Source organism: Corynebacterium freiburgense (assembly GCF_030408815.1).
Taxonomy (GTDB): domain Bacteria; phylum Actinomycetota; class Actinomycetes; order Mycobacteriales; family Mycobacteriaceae; genus Corynebacterium; species Corynebacterium freiburgense.
In genome coordinates, this window is the sequence record NZ_CP047355.1 from 923,911 (window position 1) to 941,299 (window position 17,389).

A 17,389-nucleotide genomic window follows, 5' to 3' on the forward strand; every position below is an offset into this window, starting at 1 on the left:
GGTGCAGCTCCCAAAAGTGTGGCATCAATCTCATGTCCGTTTGTTTCCGATCGGGCATTGTTGATGGAAGACTGTAGTGGTAGCGGTGACATTTCCGCACAGATAAATTCACATTATTCGTCAATTGGCTTAGGAGGCCACTGTGGCTGAAATCATGCACGTGTTCGCTCGCGAAATTATGGATTCCCGCGGCAATCCCACCGTCGAATGTGAGGTGTTCCTCGATGATGGCGGCCACGGAGTCGCTGGTGTTCCTTCAGGTGCATCGACCGGTGTGCACGAAGCTCACGAGCTGCGTGATGGCGGTGACCGTTACCTTGGCAAAGGCGTCCTCAAGGCAGTAGAAAATGTGAACGAGGAAATCGCCGATGCCCTTGCTGGTTTGGAAGCTGATGACCAGCGCCTTATTGACCAAAAAATGATCGAACTCGATGGCACCGATAATAAGTCCCGCCTTGGTGCCAATGCCATCCTTGGTGTTTCCATGGCAGCTGCAAAAGCCGCTGCCGATTCCGCTGGCCTGGAACTGTTCCGTTATATTGGTGGGCCAAACGCGCACCTGCTGCCTGTGCCAATGATGAATATTGTCAATGGCGGTGCACACGCGGACTCCGGTGTTGACGTTCAAGAATTTATGATCGCCCCAATCGGTGCCGAAAGCTTCTCCGAAGCACTCCGCATGGGTGCAGAGGTCTATCACTCCTTGAAGGCCGTTATTAAGTCCAAGGGTCTTTCCACCGGTCTCGGTGATGAAGGTGGTTTTGCTCCTTCCGTTGAGTCCACCAAGGCAGCACTTGACCTTATCGTTGAGGCAATTGAAAAGGCCGGCTTTAAAGTTGGCGAGGATATTGCCCTTGCCCTCGACGTAGCTTCCTCTGAGTTTTATAAGGACGGCAAGTACCACTTCGAAGGCGGCGAGCACACCGCTGAAGAAATGATCGAGGTTTATAAGAAGCTGATCGAAGAATACCCAATCGTTTCCATTGAAGACCCATTGCAGGAAGATGATTGGGAAGGCTACACCGCACTAACCGAAGCCATTGGCGACAAGGTGCAAATTGTTGGCGATGATTTCTTTGTCACCAACCCGGCTCGCCTAAAGGAAGGCATTGCAAAGAAGGCTGCCAATGCGCTGCTGGTCAAGGTAAACCAGATCGGTACCCTTACCGAAACTTTCGACGCCGTGGAGCTTGCTCATCGCAATGGCTACCGCTGCATGATGTCCCACCGTTCCGGTGAAACTGAAGACACCACAATTGCTGACCTTGCAGTAGCCTTAAACTGCGGCCAGATTAAGACTGGTGCTCCTGCTCGTTCCGAGCGCGTAGCTAAGTACAACCAACTCCTGCGCATCGAACAAATTCTTGGCGAGGCCGCCGTATACGCTGGCCGTGGTGCATTCCCACGTTTCCAAGGCTAAACACGTAACCTGCTCAACACCCCGATCTACGCATCGGGGTGTTTTGCTATGCCGGCATACTTTTTACGTATTCGATTTTTTAAAGACCAGGGTAAACGTTGCTTTCCATACGGTTTTCGTCGTGGCAACCCAGTTTTGGTAGTGCACAACGCTAGGATTGAGACCCTATGGACCGAACAGCGCGCAGGGTGCAACCAGTTACGTATCGTCGCAGTGGAACCACTGCGACACCTAAGCCTGTGCGAACCCCGCGATCGCAATATGATCGCCGCACGAAAAATGATTCGTATCAACGCCGTGATGCTCAGCGAGAGCAACGCCCAACGCAATCGCAATCAAAGCGAATTCGCTTGGGTGCGGTTGAAATTGGTGTGCTAATCGCGGTGTCCATTGTGGTTCTGGTAATGATTGGCATGCCGTTGCGAAATTATTTTCAGCAGCGCAGTGATATTGCTCGAGTACAAGCCAGTATTGAGGCTAAGGAAGCGGAAAAACAAGCGCTACTTGCAGAGTTAGAAAAATACGAGTCTGAGGAATTTATTAAGGAACAGGCTCGGATTCGCCTCGGTGTAATTGAGCCTGGTGAAACCGCGTTTCGTATTATTAGCCCGGAGCTAAAAGCCGATTCTTCAACTGGGCAAAACGCGGTCCAAGATGTCTCAGATGAGCCGTGGTATGACGTGCTTTGGGAAGCTATTTCATTGACGGAATCAGACCTTCGAATTGGCCTGGAAAAGCCTGAGCCGCCAGCCGCAAATTCGAACCAACTTCCGATTTCTCCGACACAACCGCCTGTCGAGGAACCTATCCCATAGCACTTGAGCATCATTTTCAGATTCATTGATTTGCGTATATGCAGTACACTCTTTATTTTTCGTAGTTGAAAAGAGTGGTACAGATGAATAACGCTTTAGACCCTGCTGATATTGCGCAAATTGCGGAGCAGTTGGGGCGGCAGCCGCGTGGTGTATTAGAGGTTTCGTATCGTTGTCCAGATGGGGCACCTGGGGTAGTGAAAACCGCGCCTCGCTTAGAGGATGGGACGCCATTTCCAACCTTGTACTATTTAACTGATCCGCGTCTTACCTCAGAGGCTTCGCGTCTTGAGGTGGCACATGTTATGAAGTGGATGACCGAACGTTTGGCTAATGATGCCGATCTGCAGGCGGATTATCAGCAAGCGCATGAGTATTTTCTGGCTAAGCGCAATGCTATTGAGGATCTAGGTACCGAATTCTCCGGTGGTGGTATGCCCGATCGGGTGAAGTGCTTGCATGTGCTTATCGCATATGCGCTTGCGGAAGGTCCGCAGCATTTCCGTTTGGGTGCAGAGGCGGTAGCCATGGCCGCGGATCACGGAAAGCTGCGCGGCACTGCAGTTCCGGAAGATTGGCCAACCTGTGCGGAATTAGGTATAGATTTAGCAAACTTTGATTTTTCGAATGCGGAGGTGAAATAGTGGTTCGCTTTGCGGCGATTGATTGTGGCACGAATTCTTTGCGCTTGCTGATTAGTGAGGTTGTAGAAGGCAAGGCCACGGAATTAGTGCGCACAATGGAGATAGTGCGTTTAGGGGAAGGTGTAGACGCCACGGGTAGGCTCTCTGTCGCCGCAATTGCACGCACTCGCGCCGTTTTGGAAACATATGCGGATCTAATGCTGGAGTACGGGGTTTCGGATTTCCGAATGGTGGCTACATCTGCAACCCGTGATGCGGAAAACAAAGACGAGTTTTTCCGTATGACGGGGCAGGTATTGGGACGCCTGAAGCCGGGCTATAGCGCCGAGGTGATTAGTGGCCAAGAGGAAGCCGCATTATCGTTTCGGGGCGCTGTAATTGATCTTTCACCTGAGGAAGGGCCATTTTGCGTTATTGACCTTGGGGGTGGCTCTACGGAGTTTATAGTTGGGCAATACGACGGTACTATCCTTGGCGCTCATAGTGCACAAATGGGATGTGTGCGGGTGACTGAGCGGATTATGCGCAGCAATCCACCAACGGAAACCGAAATTGAAATCGCTCAGGATTTCGTTATGGATCGCATCGCAGAAGTGTGTGAATTAGTTCCAGTGGATCAGGCTCGTGTGTTTGTTGGTTGTGCTGGCACATTTACTACGCTCGCGGCCTTGGCATTGGGGTTAGAGGAATATAATTCCCAAGTTATTCATTGCTCAGAATTGCGTATCGACGCCCTGCGGATCCTTGCCCGTCAGCTTGTTGCGGAAACCACCGAACAGCGTGCCGCAAACCCAGTCATACATCCGGGCCGTGCGGACGTCATTAGTGGGGGTAGTGTGGTGGTGCAGGGAATCCTGGACATGATTGAGAAACATGCTGGGGTTTCATCGATTTTGGTCTCGGAAAAAGACATTCTAGATGGCCTTGTTGCTGGGCTTTCGGACCAATCGGCTTCTATACGCTAAACTACTCAAGGGTGTTTCACCCACACGGCCCCCATAGCCCAATTGGCAGAGGCAGCGGACTTAAAATCCGCCCAGTGTCGGTTCGAGTCCGACTGGGGGCACATAAAAAACCTTAGCTATGTGCGCAATGACTGCCAGCTAAGGTTTTTATCGTTTCGGGCTTTTTGGGTATTGGAAGCTATTGCTAGCTGTTTTATGAGATGGATAAAATTTGATTTAGCACGTACATAGGCGCTAAAGGCAATAAACCGAGGTGGCATCTTATGGTGAAGCAAGCTCAAATACAAGGTACATATTTGCTACGGAACGTACATGTGATTACTGGTGATGGGGCAGAGCTCGAGGGCGTCAATGTTCTTATTTCCCAGGGGCGGTTTGCGCGTATTAGCCAGGAACATATTGATGCGCCAGACGCATTTGTGATCGAAGCCAAAGGTAAGACGCTAATGCCTGGGCTTATCGACGCCCACGTGCACCTAGACTACCTTCACACACGCGGTAGGTTTTCTGCCTGGTACCGAACAAATACGGTGTTAAAGTCGGCTTTGCGGGACGTATTGGAGGCAGGTGTAACTACCATTCGGTGTATGGCGGATCCACTACGCTTGGCGTTGCAATTACGCAAATGGGCTGAGGCGGATCCGTTTCGAGGTCCGAATATGCTTGTTGCGGGTCCCGCACTTACGGCTGCCGGTGGACACCCGGCGGTGACTGTAGCTCAAGATAATCCCTGGCTTAGCGGACAGATTGCATATTCCATCGAATCTCCGGCGCAGGCTGTGCAAGCTATTCGAAAACTGCACGGGGAGGGGGTAGACCATATCAAGATTGTCTACCAGGGAGGCGTGTACGGTGTTGACCGTATTCCGCTACAACAGCTTTCTGAAGAAGCCATGATTGCTGTGGTAGCGGAAGCGCACGCCTTGGGATTGCGGGTGAGTGCACACACGCATGAGGAGGCCGATGTTGAAACGCTCTTACGGGCAGGGGTTGACAGCATCGAACATGGGGTACTTGAGCACGGTATTGCACATGAGGAAATGGTGAAACTCTGGGCAGATAGCGGAGCGCGGCTTGTGCCTACCCTGCTAATTACCTCGTTAATATCAGGCCCCGATGGTGAACTTTATCTTGAACATGCGCGGGCAAACCTGGCACATGCATATGCTTCTGGGGTACGCATCGTTGCTGGTACGGATAGCACTGTGGGGGCAATGCCTGCCACTTCACTGCATGATGAACTGCGTTATATGGTCGAGGCGGGCATGAGCGAGCAAGATGTATTATGTGCTGCCACCAGTAATGCGGCAGAACTGTTGGGGCTTTCTGAACGCGGGGTTATTGCAGAAGGTAAGCGCGCAGATGCTTTGCTTTTGCATTCGAATCCTCTTGAGCAAATTGATAATACAACCGACATTGATTTGGTGTTTCATAAAGGTTTGTTGGTGCATGAGACACCGCCTCCGCCAAAGCAGCCAGAGTTGGCAATGTACGCACCGAATGGCCCATTACTTGTGGAATATATCGATCGCACGGAGACGACGTTTCCGCATGAGATATTGATGCGATATGACCGCTCGAACTTTGCCAGTGAAGGGGTTCGCACGCTGACATACTTGGATGTGGGTACCAAAAAGGTATTGCGGAATGAACGCGTGGTATCGGGAACTGATCTTGTTACCCGTGAATGGGAGTGTGAAATTCCAGGGGAGGGGACGGTGCTGCATGCTGTACGTGAGGGTGGAAATGTTGTTCTAAAAGGAACTTTTAACAATGAGCAGGTAGTACGTACATTCCCATTGCGTGGTGTGACGTGGATGCAATGGCTACAGCTGGACCCGGCGACGTTTGTAATTTCGAAGGAAGCTCAAGTCAATGTGGCGTCGATAGGAACAGTTGGCCGCGGCGCCCTAACATTTAAAACATTTGAACTGACCAAACGAGGTTCTGTTGATGGCGGTTGTATCGATATTGAAATGGTAATTCCCAAGTGGCGTAAATTCTGGGGTGCAAATTTGCTGTTTGATGCATTAACGGGTGAGCTGGTGCGACAGCAGATTCGTGGCAAGGAGCAAAAAGTATTGCAGCGGACCGAATGACTCTTGCGTTTGGGCACCCATCATCCGCTATACTCATTGAGGTTAGCGTTACCTAATATGTTCGAGGTTGTTTATGTCTGTATTCCCGCAGCCAACACTGTTCTGGTGCCAAGAAGGCACGGCGAACATTCGAACGGGGGCTGAACTTATTCATGTGCGTGCGGGGGAAGCATTGTATGCTAGCGCGGCAACGATCGTTGACGAGCAGGGCGTCGTACTGCCATTACCCGCGGAATCCGCGCGATCATTACATCCCCGCAAGGTATTTTTCGGTCTTGATTGGGAGCCCGTAATGCTTAGGGAATTTTCGCTTGCTGTGGGGAATCCTCATTATCAGTTGCCGGAAGCGCTGGCGGGCTTGTGTGCTGCTCCTGCCGCGCCGCCGCCAATGCCCACCGCACTAGAGGCTCGTCGAGTGGCTGAGGTTCTATTCGAAAATACTGCCGATCAGACACCGCTTGAAGGGTTTGCGGAACGCTTGGGTGTAAGCTCGCGGACAATCCAGCGCCAGTTTATTTCTGGTACTGGTTTATCGTTTAGTGAATGGCGGGCCGGTGTGCGCGTTGCTGCCGCAGCAGAATTACTAAGCATGGATTTTTCCGTTGCGGTGGCAGCCAACCTTGTTGGTTTTTCTGCAACCAGTAGCCTTACCCGCGCATTTCGGCGCCATACTGGGCATCCTCCTTCGGCGTTTACCGCTGGTGCGGTGGGCATGGGCGAAGTGGGGCCGCCGCCGCGCTGCGAATCCTATACGGTTTTCGCGAGTGATTGCGATACCGTATGGTGGGTGCAGCAAGGTGCAGCGACCCTGGTAGATGGCGATTTCTGCCGTTTTATGGCGGCTGGGGATACCGCCACGCTTACTGCCAGCAGCAGGACGCGTATCGACGTCGCGTCCGGTTCGGTGATCTACCCACTGCCGGGCCGATTAATGTTCCGGGATTCCCCTTCACTGTCCGATATTGCTGCCGAATATCGTGCTGATCGTAACCTTGGCACTTCAGAAGTATTAGCGAAAAAGATGGAACGGGCACGCGAACTCCTCCGTAATGGGCAGCGCCCAAAGGATGTTGGAATTGCGGTAGGTTATGGCACTCATAGCGCTTTTAGCAGGGCTTTTAAGTGTGTTCAGGGGGTGACTCCACGAGAGTACCAAAAGGGAATATAGGGTTGCTGGGAACTAAATCACGCGAATGTGCGTTGATTGGGTTGTAAGCATTTTCCCCATGACCCAAGAAAGGAACAGGGACTTCAAGTGCGTAGTAGTAACCCTGTATTCAGTTCCCTGGCGGGCACTAAGCAACGGGCCGTCCAGAACCAATTCCAGGGCTACCCAGCGGACCCTTACTCCCAGTACCCTTCCGCGGGAGCCGTTACTTCAGAGCGCCCCATGACCGTTGATGACGTTATCTCAAAAACTGGCATTACGCTGGGCGTCATTATTGTTATGGCGGTTATTAACTTTGGTATTGCCATGTTTATCAGCCCAGTCCTGGCAATGGTTTTGACGATTGTTGGCGCCATTGGCGGTTTGGTTACTGTTCTAATCGGCACATTTGGTAAAAAATACGGCTCTGCAGCAATCACCCTTATCTATGCCTTTTTCGAAGGTTTATTTGTAGGCGGTATTTCGCTGCTTTTCTCCGGATTCTTGGTTGGTAAGGGCGCAGATGCTGGCACCATGATTGGGCAAGCAGTGCTTGGTACCGTCGGTGTATTCCTGGGTATGCTCTATGTGTATAAGACAGGTGCTGTCAAGGTAACACCTAAATTCCAGCGCATTATGACCGCCTGCCTTATGGGCGTTCTTGTTCTCGCGTTGGGCAATATGGCGCTGTTTTTCTTTACTGGTATGAACCCACTGACCAATGGTGGCCCGTTAGCCATTATTTTCTCCCTAGTATGTATTGGTCTTGCAGCGTTTAGTTTCCTGCAGGATTTCGACGCCGCTGATCAACTTGTTCGCGCTGGTGCGCCAGCTCGTATGGCGTGGGGAGTTGCTCTTGGTTTGGCTGTGACCTTGGTCTGGCTTTATACCGAAATTCTTCGCCTGCTGAGTTATTTCCGGGGCAACTAACCAAACGCCTGAAAGGGCATACCAATGGCCCCGCACCCAGAAGCAAAAACCTTGGGTGCGGGGCCATATTGTGTTTATATCGCGAAAAAGCTACAGCACAATACTTGCACCATTGACCGTGATTAATGTGAAGGCAGGTCCTTGTGATGTCATTGTGGGGGCGGAAAGTTCAACTTTGACTTCTGTTTCCGTGGTTTGCCCCTTCGCGTCTTTGTCTTTGCACACCTTGCCTCCGCAGACGCGAGTTTCCCGAATAGCGGTTCCTTTGGCGCCGGTTTCATTCCAGGTTTCCCAGGTTATGTTTTTTAATTTGTCACCGGTGTGTGAGCAAGAAAGGGAAAGTGTTTCGGGCCGTTTGGTAGGGCTTCCAACGCAATCGATTACTCCAGGAATGCCTCGTGAGGCATGCACCATCATGCTGGTAGTTCCGCTGGTTACACCAGATGTGGTGGCTGGGATCGTTGTGGAGGTGGCTGGTGTACTTGTATTGATCGGGCTGCTTGCACCAGTTTTTGAGGCTGTGCTTGTTCCAGTTTTCTTGGTTGTAGTGGGAGCGGCTACATCGTGTGCGGTGTCTATTCGACGGTCTGAATCAATTTCACCTGGCGGGTTTGCGCAAGCGCATAGCAATGTGACACATAGAGCGGTAATGGTTGCGGTGGCATATAAGCGCATGGATGTATAAGTTCCTTGGGAATTGGGCAGGGACAGGGGTAGGCACACAAAGAATGCCGCCCACACTTTTTGGTGGACGGCAGACACTTCGAGCTGTGGTAAAGCTTAGCTTGAGCGAAGAGTTGCTGCCTTATCAGAATTGTAAGGCTCAGCGGACACTACAGTCACGGAAATCACGGTGCCATTTGGTGCGGTGTATTCGCGGGTTTCACCTTCACGGGCACCGAGGATAGCGGCGCCAAGCGGAGCGTGCTCCGAATAGGTTTCTAGATCCTTATTATCGGAGGCGGCGGCACGAGTACCAATAAGGAATGTTTCTTTCTGATTGCTATCGCCGTTGTAGTACACATGCACTACGGAACCGACATGAGCGACACCCTCCTCAAGCCCAGCACGTTCGGTGGTGGAGTTCGCCAGAATTTCCGAGATTTGCTTAATGCGGGCTTCTTCCTGGTCCTGCATTTCGCGGGCGGCGTCATAGCCAGCGTTTTCTTTGAGGTCGCCTTCTTCACGGCGCTCATTGATTTCAGCGGCAACGACCGGACGGTGGGCGATAAGTGCGTTAAGCTCTTCCTCCAGCTTTTTCTTGGTTTCCGGCGTAATGTATTGCTTCTGGATCTCAGCCATGGTGTGTGTAAAACCTCTTCGTCTAGCGACCGTTATGTCAGACCGTTGGTGGTCACAGTGCAACGCCCCGCGAAAGCACACCTAGAATGTGTACAGAATCTTGCGGGGCAGTCTTCTTCGCGCAAAGCTTAGCACAATGCTTGCTTAAGAGCCCTCTGTGAGATACGAGGGCACGTTTGTATGACAACCATATACCGTTCCAGCAACCGGTAAGTCCCGTGTTGGAATATTTACTTGGAAACGCTCAGTTTGGTTTCCACCTGGTTCAATACGGAATTCGCGGCGTCCAACTTCAGCCTTGTCATAGTTTAAAGCTGTAACAATGCAATAGCTGGGTTCATCTATATTTTTGCGCGTAACATCTACGGAAATCTTGAGCGTGCGGTCGTCGATACGCTCGAATCCAGCCTGGGAAGCAGTGACCGTTGCGCCATTAATTTTTTGAAAATACTGTACTATGACCACCACGGCCACAACCGCGAAAATAACCGCACCAATAGCAATGATCTTGCCACTTAGGGTGCCTTTTTTAGGGTCGGTTGCGTACCGGTTGGCACGAAGGCTTTCGGACATGTGTTTTCCTTTGCATATGCGCTCCAGCTGGATGGTTCTATAGTAACGCCCACAAGTGACATAGGATATTGAGGGAGCTTTACCAAACCCACAAAGGAGCGTGTTTTTGTGAGCACTCTGCGCCTCATGGCAATTCATGCCCACCCTGACGACGAAGCAAGCAAAGGGGCAGCAACCACCGCCCGCTACGTGGCCGAAGGGCATGAGGCAATGATTGTTACCTGTACTGGAGGAGAGCGTGGCGATATCCTCAATCCCGCCATGGACAGCCCCGGAAATGCTGAACGGATTCCCGAAATCAGGCGAGAGGAAATGGCGCGCGCAATTGCCGCACTTGGCGCTCAGCACCACTGGTTAGGCTATATAGACTCTGGATTGCCGCAAGGCGATCCGCTCCCGCCGCTTCCACCCGGCTGCTTTGCCCTGGAAGACGATGACACAGTGGTCCGTGATCTTGTAAAGGTCATTCGCAAATTCCGCCCCCACGTTATTGTCACCTACGATGAAAACGGCGGTTATCCGCATCCCGACCATTTGAAAGTCCATGCGACTTCAATGAAAGCTTGGGACGAGGCTGGCAACCCCGACTATGCGCCCGAAATCGGGAAGCCCTGGACACCGCTGAAGCTTTACTACACCCACGGTTTTATTCGCCAACGCATGCAACTTTTCCACGATGTTTTGCTCCGTGAGGGAAAACCGAGCCCATATGGCCCTCTCTTAGAGCGCTGGCAGGCACACCGAGCAGATATTATGGCCCGGGTAACCACTCAAGTTCCATGCGCCGATTATTTCGAACAGCGTGACGACGCCCTGCGCGCCCATGCCACCCAGATAGACCCGGCGGGTGCCTTCTTTGGGACACCGGTAGAGGTGCAGCGTAAGCTATGGCCAACAGAAGAGTTCGAACTGGCTGCAACAAGGGTCTCGACCTCGTATCCAGAAAACGATCTATTTGCCGGAATCTCAGTGGAGAACACTGAGTCATAAAAGGAGACTGCGTACATGGTGGAGTTCATTTTGGCGCAAGCAGAGCGCGGTGGCCCCCTCGGCCCAGAATTCGGTAAAGCCTCACCAGTAGGCCTGTTAATTATCGTGTTACTTTTAGCGGCTGTCCTGTTTATTGGCTGGGCGCTTACTCGCCGAATCAAACGTATGGCCCGCCGCCGCGAATTCGCCGAAGCTCACGGCATTGACGTCTTTGATCAAGAAGCGATCGATAACGCCATGAAGGCCGAAGGCATGGTCGTGGACAATCGCAAACAATGGTTCTAACAGCACCCCCATTACCCGCCCAATACCGCGCGTGCACGTCGCGCGGTGCGCACATACACTAGTACCGTGAATTATCTGCCGAAGCTGCTGTACCCCGTGTACGAGAAACTTCTCCGCCGCGAGCTTGCGGGGGCCAAGCATCCGAAGCATGTTGCCATTATGTGTGACGGAAATCGACGCTGGGCGCGCGAAGCCGGGTTTGCAGATGTTAGCCATGGACACCGCGTTGGCGCCAAAAAAATCGGCGAAATGGTCCGCTGGTGTGCCGAAACCGATATCGAATTGGTTACAATTTACCTACTTTCTACCGAAAATCTAGGTAGAAATAGCGAAGAATTAGAACTCCTCTTTGACATTATTGGTGATGTTGTAGTGGAGCTTGCGGACCCCATTACTAATTGCCAAGTTCGCTTAGTGGGCCACCTTGACCTGCTGCCCAAACGCATCTCCGAACGTCTCCGCACTGCAGCCGAAACCACCAAAAACCACACCGGGATTACCGTAAATGTTGCTGTAGGCTACGGCGGACGCCAAGAAATTGTCGACGCCGTGAAAGAACTGATCCACGACCTAGGCGCTCAAGGGCACAATGCCGAAACAATCAGCGAAGAAATCTCGGTGGAGTCTATTTCTTCCCACCTGTATACTTCTGGGCAGCCAGACCCAGACCTGGTAATCCGGACCTCAGGGGAACAACGCCTCTCCGGATTCTTACTCTGGCAAGCAGCATACTCAGAAATATGGTTTACTGACACATACTGGCCGGCATTCCGCCGAATCGACTTTTTACGCGCACTGCGTGATTACTCTTCACGACACCGCCGTTTTGGAAAATGATCTCACCACACATACTCGTAGAATCTGTTTACGGATCCACCCAACAATACGCCGATGAACTGGCTAAACGCACCGGCGGAAGAATACGAGCTCTTGAAAACACCGAAACTCTGGAAACCGAACTCGCTTCCGCACCAGCGCCCCTAATAATTTGTTCACCAAACTACGGGCCTGTAAATAAAGGCGTCTCCTGGGTAAAAGAAAATCCCCAACTAGTACGCGCGTACGCAAGTGCCCTTGTGGTTGTAGGGATGTCCCTGCCCGACTACGCAAAAACCCGAGACGCCGCCGGCACAGCACTAGGCAACCTAGCAGCCGACGTCCCTCGCTTTTACCTCCCCGGAAGACTCACACACTCCCAACTAAGCACCAAACACCGAAGCGTCTTATGGTCAGTCAACCAAATGATCAAACGCAAACCCAGCCCCAACGAAAACGATCGCAATATGATCGCCGAATACGGCAAAGACATTGACCACGTAAACTTCACCCACCTCGAACCAGTAGTCAACTGGTGGCGCTCACTCACACTTGAGCGTGTATAACCAAATTACAAGCCACGCGAACCGCTAACTAAGTGCTAGTGGCTTCGCGGCGGGGCAGGGATGGGAAAATAGAGGAAATGTCCCATTGAAAGTTCTGGCACAGGCTTGGGTTGGGGCGGGGTAGGCACTGGGTTAGGGACGGGGTTAGGCCTAGAGAGGCCTGAAGCAGGCAGATTTGTGTTGTGGGCTTCTGGTCTTGGGGTGTGAGCTGGGGAAACGTGGTGATGGGTTGTGGGTGATGTGAAATCTGCCTTGTTGGGGGTGGGTCGGCAGAAAATCCAGGGCTTCCCGGGAGGGGGTGAGTTGGTTTCCTGGGTGAGTTGGTTGGTTTCCCAAGCCTTCGAGCCGCTTTCCCGGGCGTTTAATAGGATCAACCTATTGAACTGGTGATGTTTTTATCCCCACTGTCGCAGATTCCATAAAATCGCCTGAAAAAATGGAATTTGTGACAGCAGCCAACATTGCGCACAATCGTTGACCTGGGGTGTGTCGCAGATTCCATAAAAACAGCCGAAAAAGATGGAATCTGTGACAGGTTCCCTACCTATCGTGTCACAGATTCCATAAAATCGGCCGAAAAAATGGAATCTGTGACAACGCGCCCAACCAGCGCCCAACTAGCACCCGAAAGGACCAGCTCACCAGGCTGGAACAGCGGAATCCGCGCTACCACAACCCCACGAGCCCCAAAAGTCACACTAGACACACCGGCCACGTCAATCCCAAGAATCCACTAACCTAGCCCCCCTCAGCGCGCAGGTAAAAACTGCTTAACTGCTGCGGTAACAGCCGCGTTAAATATTTCGCATTCGTACTCGTTCTACCTGGTGGTTTGCATCTTTGAAAAGAACCAAGGAGGCTCGCACGCGGGTAGGCAGAATGTTTTCCACCAGGTTTGGCAGGTTGACGGATTGCCAGATCTCGCGTGCAAGGGCGCGTGCCTGGGCGTCGTCAAGCTGGGCGTAGTGGGAGAAGTGCGCGTCGGGGGCGGAGAATGCGGTGCTGCGGAGTTGGAGGAATCGCTCGATATACCAGCGTTCTATATCATCAGTGCGTGCGTCAACATAGACAGAGAAGTCGAATAAATCGCTGACCATGAGTGTTGGCCCGGTTTGTAGTACGTTGAGCCCTTCGAGGATCAAAATGTCGGGCTGCCGCACGGTGATGTATTCTCCGGGTACTCGGTCGTAGAGTGTGTGTGAGTATACGGGCGCGGTGCAGGAGGGGCGTCCGGCTTTTACCTCGGTAACAAAGCGTAAGAGTGCGCGTTGGTCGTAGCTTTCGGGGTATCCTTTGCGGTTCATGATTTTCCGCTTATGAAGTTCGGCGGCAGGGTAGAGGAAACCATCGGTGGTTACCAGGTCTACTCTTGGGTGGGTGTCCCAGCGTTGGAGTAGTACTTGGAGGACTCGGGCGGTGGTGGATTTCCCTACGGCGACGGAGCCAGCGATTCCAATGATGAATGGCACATCAGGGGTGCGCGAACCGAGAAAGGTTTCGGTGGCTTTCATTAATTCTTGGCGGGCGTTGATTTGTAGGTGGATCAGGCGGCTAAGCGGAAGGTAAACTTCGGCGACTTCATCAAGGTCGATGTTTTCGCCGATGCCTCGGAGTTTGTCGAGTTCGGCTTCGGTAAGGACCTGCGGCATGGATTGTCGCAGGCGACGCCATTGGGCGCGGTTGAAGTCTAGGTAGGGGCTGACCACATTGGGGCGGACCATATTTTCTATTGTGCCAATGTCCGCTCATGCTGACGAATTTGGGGTTGGCCTGCCCATTTCCCGGTCAGTATGTACGCAAAGAATTTCTAGCTACAATAGGCAGGCATTCTTTACTGTCGATTCCGCGAGGTCTTGTGGATCGACTGACTTTGAAAGGTTCTACGGTACTACCATGACCGATGCCACAAACGATATCCGTTATCAGTCTTTGACGCAGTTGGATCCGGAGGTGGCTCAGGCCATGGCCGGCGAGCTGTCTCGTCAGCGCAATACGTTGGAAATGATCGCATCAGAGAATTTTGTGCCTCGTGCGGTATTGCAAGCGCAGGGTTCGGTGCTTACAAATAAGTATGCTGAGGGCTACCCAGGCCGTCGTTATTACGGTGGCTGCGAAGACGTTGACATTGTGGAAAATCTTGCCATTGCGCGCGCAAAGGACCTATTTGGTGCAGAAGCCGCCAATGTCCAGCCTCATGCTGGTGCGCAAGCAAATGCGGCAGTCCTTATGGCATTAGCAAACCCTGGCGAAAAAATTATGGGTTTGTCGTTGGCTCATGGTGGTCACCTTACGCACGGAATGAAACTCAATTTCTCCGGCAAGCTTTACGACGTCGCGGCATACGGCGTTGATTCGGAAAGCATGCGCGTGGACATGGACCAAGTCCGCGAACAGGCATTGGTGGAAAAGCCTGATGTGATTATTGCTGGCTGGTCTGCGTATCCACGTCATTTAGATTTTGCTGCGTTTCGCGAGATCGCCGATGAAGTTGGCGCAAAACTCTGGGTGGATATGGCCCACTTTGCTGGCTTGGTTGCGGCTGGCTTACATCCTTCCCCGGTGCCTTATGCGGATGTGGTTTCCACAACAGTACATAAGACGCTTGGTGGCCCGCGTTCTGGACTTATTCTTTCTACCGAGGCGTGGGCAAAGAAGATTAATTCTGCTGTTTTCCCTGGCCAGCAGGGTGGTCCTTTAATGCATGCTATTGCTGCGAAGGCGGTTGCATTAAAGATTGCTGGTACTGAAGAGTTCCGGTTGCGTCAAGAGCGCACTTTGGAGGGGGCTCGTATTCTTGCAGAGCGTTTAATGGCGCAAGATTGCCAGGCGGCAGGTATCGATGTGCTTACTGGTGGCACTGATGTGCATTTAGTGCTTGCGGATCTACGAAATTCTGAAATGAATGGCCAAGAAGCCGAGGATCTTTTACATGCGGTTGGTATTACGGTGAACCGGAATGCTGTGCCGAATGATCCTCGCCCACCAATGGTGACTTCAGGTTTGCGTATTGGTACGCCTGCTCTTGCCACTCGTGGTTTTGATACCGCGGCGTTTACTGAGGTCGCAGATATTATTGGTACCGCATTGGCGGCGGGTAAAGGCGCGGATGTTTCGGCACTGCGTGCTCGGGTTTCTGCATTGGCTGAGCAGTTCCCGCTGTATGACGGTTTAGAAGATTGGAAACTGATGTAGATTCAGCAACTTCTGGCAACACCATAAGCCCCGGCTTGGAGAAATCCTTGTCGGGGCTTGAATTTTCTGTGTCGGGCATAGTGTATTTCTGGATGAGTTGCTAAAATTTTCTCAGCGAAAAAGTATGATGTGTTGTGCAATACGAGGTTTTTAGTATGACCAAATGTCTGTAAATGTCTTGACAAATGTGCTTTACTACACCGTATAAACCATTTCAAATGGAATGCGCGGAGGGAGTCAAATATGTCCATGCGACGCTTGGCGCAATTAGCAGCACTAGCGTTTCTTGGTATTGTTTTTATTTCTACGTGGCTATTGGTTTTGGGAGTCCCCATCTATTGGGTGTTATTTATACAACTCAATGCAGCATTGGTTGTTGGGGGAATTGTTTGGTGGTATACGGAGCGAACACCCGAGCAGTGTGAAAATAACGACGATATTGCTCCAAAAGAGGCGGATTCAACGCCAATACCAGAGCCTCGGCATGTTTCGGTGGAGGAAGCACCAACCGTTCCTATGCCCACCCCGAAGGCCTTACCGCAAAAAGTTCCTACTGCATTACAAACACTGGATATTGGGCAAGCAAAAGATCAATTGCGTTCCGCATTAGGAACGCAGATTGGCGACGCCCCGACCGCAGCGAAAATGTCGCAAGCAAAAATGCTGCCTGGCGCTCGGGCCGCTATGGAGCGTTTTGGCCTTTCGGAAGAACAATTACGTAGTGCAATTGCAGGTTGCAGACCTCGGCCTGCAGAGCAGGGGCGTTATCAATTTGTAGTAGCAGATCATTCGGTCATTGTTTCTGAAGATGGCACCTGCATTTTAGGGGTGTTTCCATACGGGGGTCCAGAGTCGGATTTAGTTGAAGCGGCTCGTGATAAAGCAAAAGCTGCGGTGCGGAAACCTTCGCCAATGGATATGCCGCGTAAACGCGTGGCGCCAAAAGTGGATCGGCGAATTGCTGCACCAACAACTGCTAAGGAGATGAAGGAGTTATTGGAACAGCGTGGATTTGAGGTGGAATTGCGGGGTAAACATTACAACGTGACTCACCCGGACCATCCTGGCGTGCGTTCGACAATGGCAGCATCACCTTCGGATTTTCGGTGGAATCTGAATTTGATTTCACAAATTCGGGGAGCATTCGGCGTTGACCTTCGACTCGCCTAGATTTAGATGGCGCACAATATTAATCTTTACATTTCATTGCCGAATCAACAAGTGTGGATTTTCTAGAGTATTTCCAATAGTTCCTAGGTGTTCATTTATAAGGCGAATGTTCGCACGCTGGCGCCGATACAATACTAATTACTGAGATTTGTTTTGGCGTTCTTCAGCTAATTGGGTTCGAGCTGCGCGAAGCCAATCTGGTTGATCGGCCAATAGGGCCTTGATCTCCGTAGTGGTGAGCGGTTTATCCATATCATTGCGCTTGAGTGCGGCAATAGTAATACCAAGTTTTTGAGCAACCACAGGGCGTGGGTGTGGTCCGGTGCGGCGGAGTTCTGCTAACCACTCGGGTGGATTGGATTGAAGTTCTACAAATTCGGTATGGCTGAGTGGTGTGTTTTGAAAAGACTCCGGAGTCGCGGGTAGATAGATACCAAGTTTTTTGGCCGCGGTCTGGGGTTTCATTGCGTTCGAT

18 protein-coding genes and 1 tRNA gene are annotated in these 17,389 nt (G+C 51.8%); 14 read left to right on the plus strand and 5 right to left on the minus strand.

The genetic code is table 11. The annotated features are described in order from the left end of the window. Nucleotides 1–142: 142 nt before the first annotated feature. The 8 genes from eno to CFREI_RS04260 all read left to right on the plus strand — a co-directional run bounded on the left by eno (nt 143) and on the right by CFREI_RS04260 (nt 8,020). Nucleotides 143–1,420, plus strand: coding sequence for a phosphopyruvate hydratase (gene eno / locus CFREI_RS04225; RefSeq protein ID WP_027013220.1), 1,278 nt, complete (start codon nt 143–145; stop codon nt 1,418–1,420). Nucleotides 1,421–1,587: 167 nt separating this feature from the next. After that, the gene (locus tag CFREI_RS04230) at nt 1,588–2,235 is read left to right on the plus strand and encodes an FtsB family cell division protein (RefSeq protein WP_051256048.1); all 648 of its coding nucleotides are present in this window, start codon (nt 1,588–1,590) and stop codon (nt 2,233–2,235) included. An 83-nt stretch (nt 2,236–2,318) separates the two neighbouring features. Further along, nucleotides 2,319–2,879: a DUF501 domain-containing protein gene (locus tag CFREI_RS04235; protein WP_035112339.1), complete on the plus strand. Its 561-nt coding sequence runs from the start codon at nt 2,319–2,321 to the stop codon at nt 2,877–2,879. Further along, on the plus strand, nt 2,879–3,844 hold the full coding sequence (locus CFREI_RS04240; protein ID WP_027013223.1) for a Ppx/GppA phosphatase family protein: 966 nt from the start codon (nt 2,879–2,881) through the stop codon (nt 3,842–3,844). The genes CFREI_RS04235 and CFREI_RS04240 overlap by 1 nt, the downstream gene beginning before the upstream one ends. Nucleotides 3,845–3,871: 27 nt before the next feature. Next, nucleotides 3,872–3,945: transfer RNA gene (locus CFREI_RS04245), tRNA-Leu, on the plus strand. 162 nt (nt 3,946–4,107) lie between these two features. Further along, nucleotides 4,108–5,943, plus strand: coding sequence for an amidohydrolase family protein (locus CFREI_RS04250; protein WP_027013224.1), 1,836 nt, complete (start codon nt 4,108–4,110; stop codon nt 5,941–5,943). A 73-nt stretch (nt 5,944–6,016) separates the two neighbouring features. Next, nucleotides 6,017–7,111 carry a helix-turn-helix domain-containing protein gene (locus tag CFREI_RS04255; protein ID WP_051256049.1) on the plus strand — a complete coding sequence of 365 codons (1,095 nt, stop codon included), beginning with the start codon at nt 6,017–6,019 and terminating at the stop codon, nt 7,109–7,111. Nucleotides 7,112–7,198: 87 nt separating this feature from the next. Continuing rightward, complete coding sequence (locus CFREI_RS04260; protein WP_027013225.1) at nt 7,199–8,020, plus strand: Bax inhibitor-1/YccA family protein; 822 nt, start codon at nt 7,199–7,201, stop codon at nt 8,018–8,020. A gap of 90 nt (nt 8,021–8,110) precedes the next feature. Here CFREI_RS04260 and CFREI_RS04265 read toward each other — a convergent pair whose 3' ends face one another. From CFREI_RS04265 to CFREI_RS04275, 3 genes are all read right to left on the minus strand, one after another. Continuing rightward, on the minus strand, nt 8,111–8,695 hold the full coding sequence (locus tag CFREI_RS04265) for a hypothetical protein (RefSeq protein ID WP_156907795.1): 585 nt from the start codon (nt 8,693–8,695) through the stop codon (nt 8,111–8,113). Between the two features lie 105 nt (nt 8,696–8,800). Then, the gene (gene greA / locus CFREI_RS04270) at nt 8,801–9,322 is read right to left on the minus strand and encodes a transcription elongation factor GreA (protein WP_027013228.1); all 522 of its coding nucleotides are present in this window, start codon (nt 9,320–9,322) and stop codon (nt 8,801–8,803) included. 144 nt (nt 9,323–9,466) lie between these two features. After that, nucleotides 9,467–9,895, minus strand: coding sequence for a DUF4307 domain-containing protein (locus CFREI_RS04275; protein WP_027013229.1), 429 nt, complete (start codon nt 9,893–9,895; stop codon nt 9,467–9,469). 108 nt (nt 9,896–10,003) lie between these two features. On the opposite strand from CFREI_RS04275, the gene mca reads away from it, so the two are divergent. The 4 genes from mca (at nt 10,004) to CFREI_RS04295 (ending at nt 12,552) form a co-directional block, all read left to right on the plus strand. Further along, nucleotides 10,004–10,885: a mycothiol conjugate amidase Mca gene (gene mca, locus CFREI_RS04280; RefSeq protein WP_027013230.1), complete on the plus strand. Its 882-nt coding sequence runs from the start codon at nt 10,004–10,006 to the stop codon at nt 10,883–10,885. 15 nt (nt 10,886–10,900) lie between these two features. Further along, entirely contained in the window at nt 10,901–11,170 is a 270-nt protein-coding gene (locus tag CFREI_RS04285; RefSeq protein ID WP_027013231.1) for a hypothetical protein, read from the plus strand. A gap of 66 nt (nt 11,171–11,236) precedes the next feature. Then, complete coding sequence (locus tag CFREI_RS04290) at nt 11,237–12,007, plus strand: isoprenyl transferase (protein ID WP_027013232.1); 771 nt, start codon at nt 11,237–11,239, stop codon at nt 12,005–12,007. After that, entirely contained in the window at nt 12,004–12,552 is a 549-nt protein-coding gene (locus tag CFREI_RS04295; RefSeq protein ID WP_035112341.1) for a flavodoxin domain-containing protein, read from the plus strand. Before CFREI_RS04290 ends, CFREI_RS04295 begins: the two co-directional genes overlap by 4 nt. Before the next feature lie 794 nt (nt 12,553–13,346). On the opposite strand, the gene coaA is transcribed toward CFREI_RS04295, so the two are convergent. Then, the gene (coaA, locus tag CFREI_RS04300; protein ID WP_027013234.1) at nt 13,347–14,273 is read right to left on the minus strand and encodes a type I pantothenate kinase; all 927 of its coding nucleotides are present in this window, start codon (nt 14,271–14,273) and stop codon (nt 13,347–13,349) included. A gap of 172 nt (nt 14,274–14,445) precedes the next feature. Here coaA and glyA point away from each other — a divergent pair, with 172 nt between their 5' ends. Together glyA and CFREI_RS04310 are read left to right on the plus strand one after the other, a co-directional pair. After that, nucleotides 14,446–15,744 (plus strand): serine hydroxymethyltransferase, encoded by a 1,299-nt coding sequence (glyA, locus tag CFREI_RS04305; protein WP_027013235.1) that lies wholly within the window; start codon nt 14,446–14,448, stop codon nt 15,742–15,744. Between the two features lie 243 nt (nt 15,745–15,987). Next, on the plus strand, nt 15,988–16,914 hold the full coding sequence (locus CFREI_RS04310; protein ID WP_027013236.1) for a hypothetical protein: 927 nt from the start codon (nt 15,988–15,990) through the stop codon (nt 16,912–16,914). Between the two features lie 138 nt (nt 16,915–17,052). On the opposite strand, the gene CFREI_RS04315 is transcribed toward CFREI_RS04310, so the two are convergent. Continuing rightward, nucleotides 17,053–17,379, minus strand: a complete 327-nt coding sequence (locus tag CFREI_RS04315) for a DUF5997 family protein (protein ID WP_027013237.1) — start codon at nt 17,377–17,379, stop codon at nt 17,053–17,055. Between the last annotated feature and the right edge of the window lie 10 nt (nt 17,380–17,389).

Coding starts and splice junctions, on each gene's coding strand:
- greA (WP_027013228.1), bottom strand. CDS start 9,322: ATGGCTGAGATCCAGAAGCAATACATTACGCCGGAAACCAAGAAAAAG.
- CFREI_RS04255 (WP_051256049.1), top strand. CDS start 6,017: ATGTCTGTATTCCCGCAGCCAACACTGTTCTGGTGCCAAGAAGGCACG.
- CFREI_RS04315 (WP_027013237.1), bottom strand. CDS start 17,379: ATGAAACCCCAGACCGCGGCCAAAAAACTTGGTATCTATCTACCCGCG.
- CFREI_RS04230 (WP_051256048.1), top strand. CDS start 1,588: ATGGACCGAACAGCGCGCAGGGTGCAACCAGTTACGTATCGTCGCAGT.
- glyA (WP_027013235.1), top strand. CDS start 14,446: ATGACCGATGCCACAAACGATATCCGTTATCAGTCTTTGACGCAGTTG.
- CFREI_RS04235 (WP_035112339.1), top strand. CDS start 2,319: ATGAATAACGCTTTAGACCCTGCTGATATTGCGCAAATTGCGGAGCAG.
- CFREI_RS04285 (WP_027013231.1), top strand. CDS start 10,901: ATGGTGGAGTTCATTTTGGCGCAAGCAGAGCGCGGTGGCCCCCTCGGC.
- CFREI_RS04250 (WP_027013224.1), top strand. CDS start 4,108: ATGGTGAAGCAAGCTCAAATACAAGGTACATATTTGCTACGGAACGTA.
- CFREI_RS04295 (WP_035112341.1), top strand. CDS start 12,004: ATGATCTCACCACACATACTCGTAGAATCTGTTTACGGATCCACCCAA.
- CFREI_RS04275 (WP_027013229.1), bottom strand. CDS start 9,895: ATGTCCGAAAGCCTTCGTGCCAACCGGTACGCAACCGACCCTAAAAAA.
- coaA (WP_027013234.1), bottom strand. CDS start 14,273: ATGGTCCGCCCCAATGTGGTCAGCCCCTACCTAGACTTCAACCGCGCC.
- CFREI_RS04310 (WP_027013236.1), top strand. CDS start 15,988: ATGTCCATGCGACGCTTGGCGCAATTAGCAGCACTAGCGTTTCTTGGT.
- CFREI_RS04265 (WP_156907795.1), bottom strand. CDS start 8,695: ATGCGCTTATATGCCACCGCAACCATTACCGCTCTATGTGTCACATTG.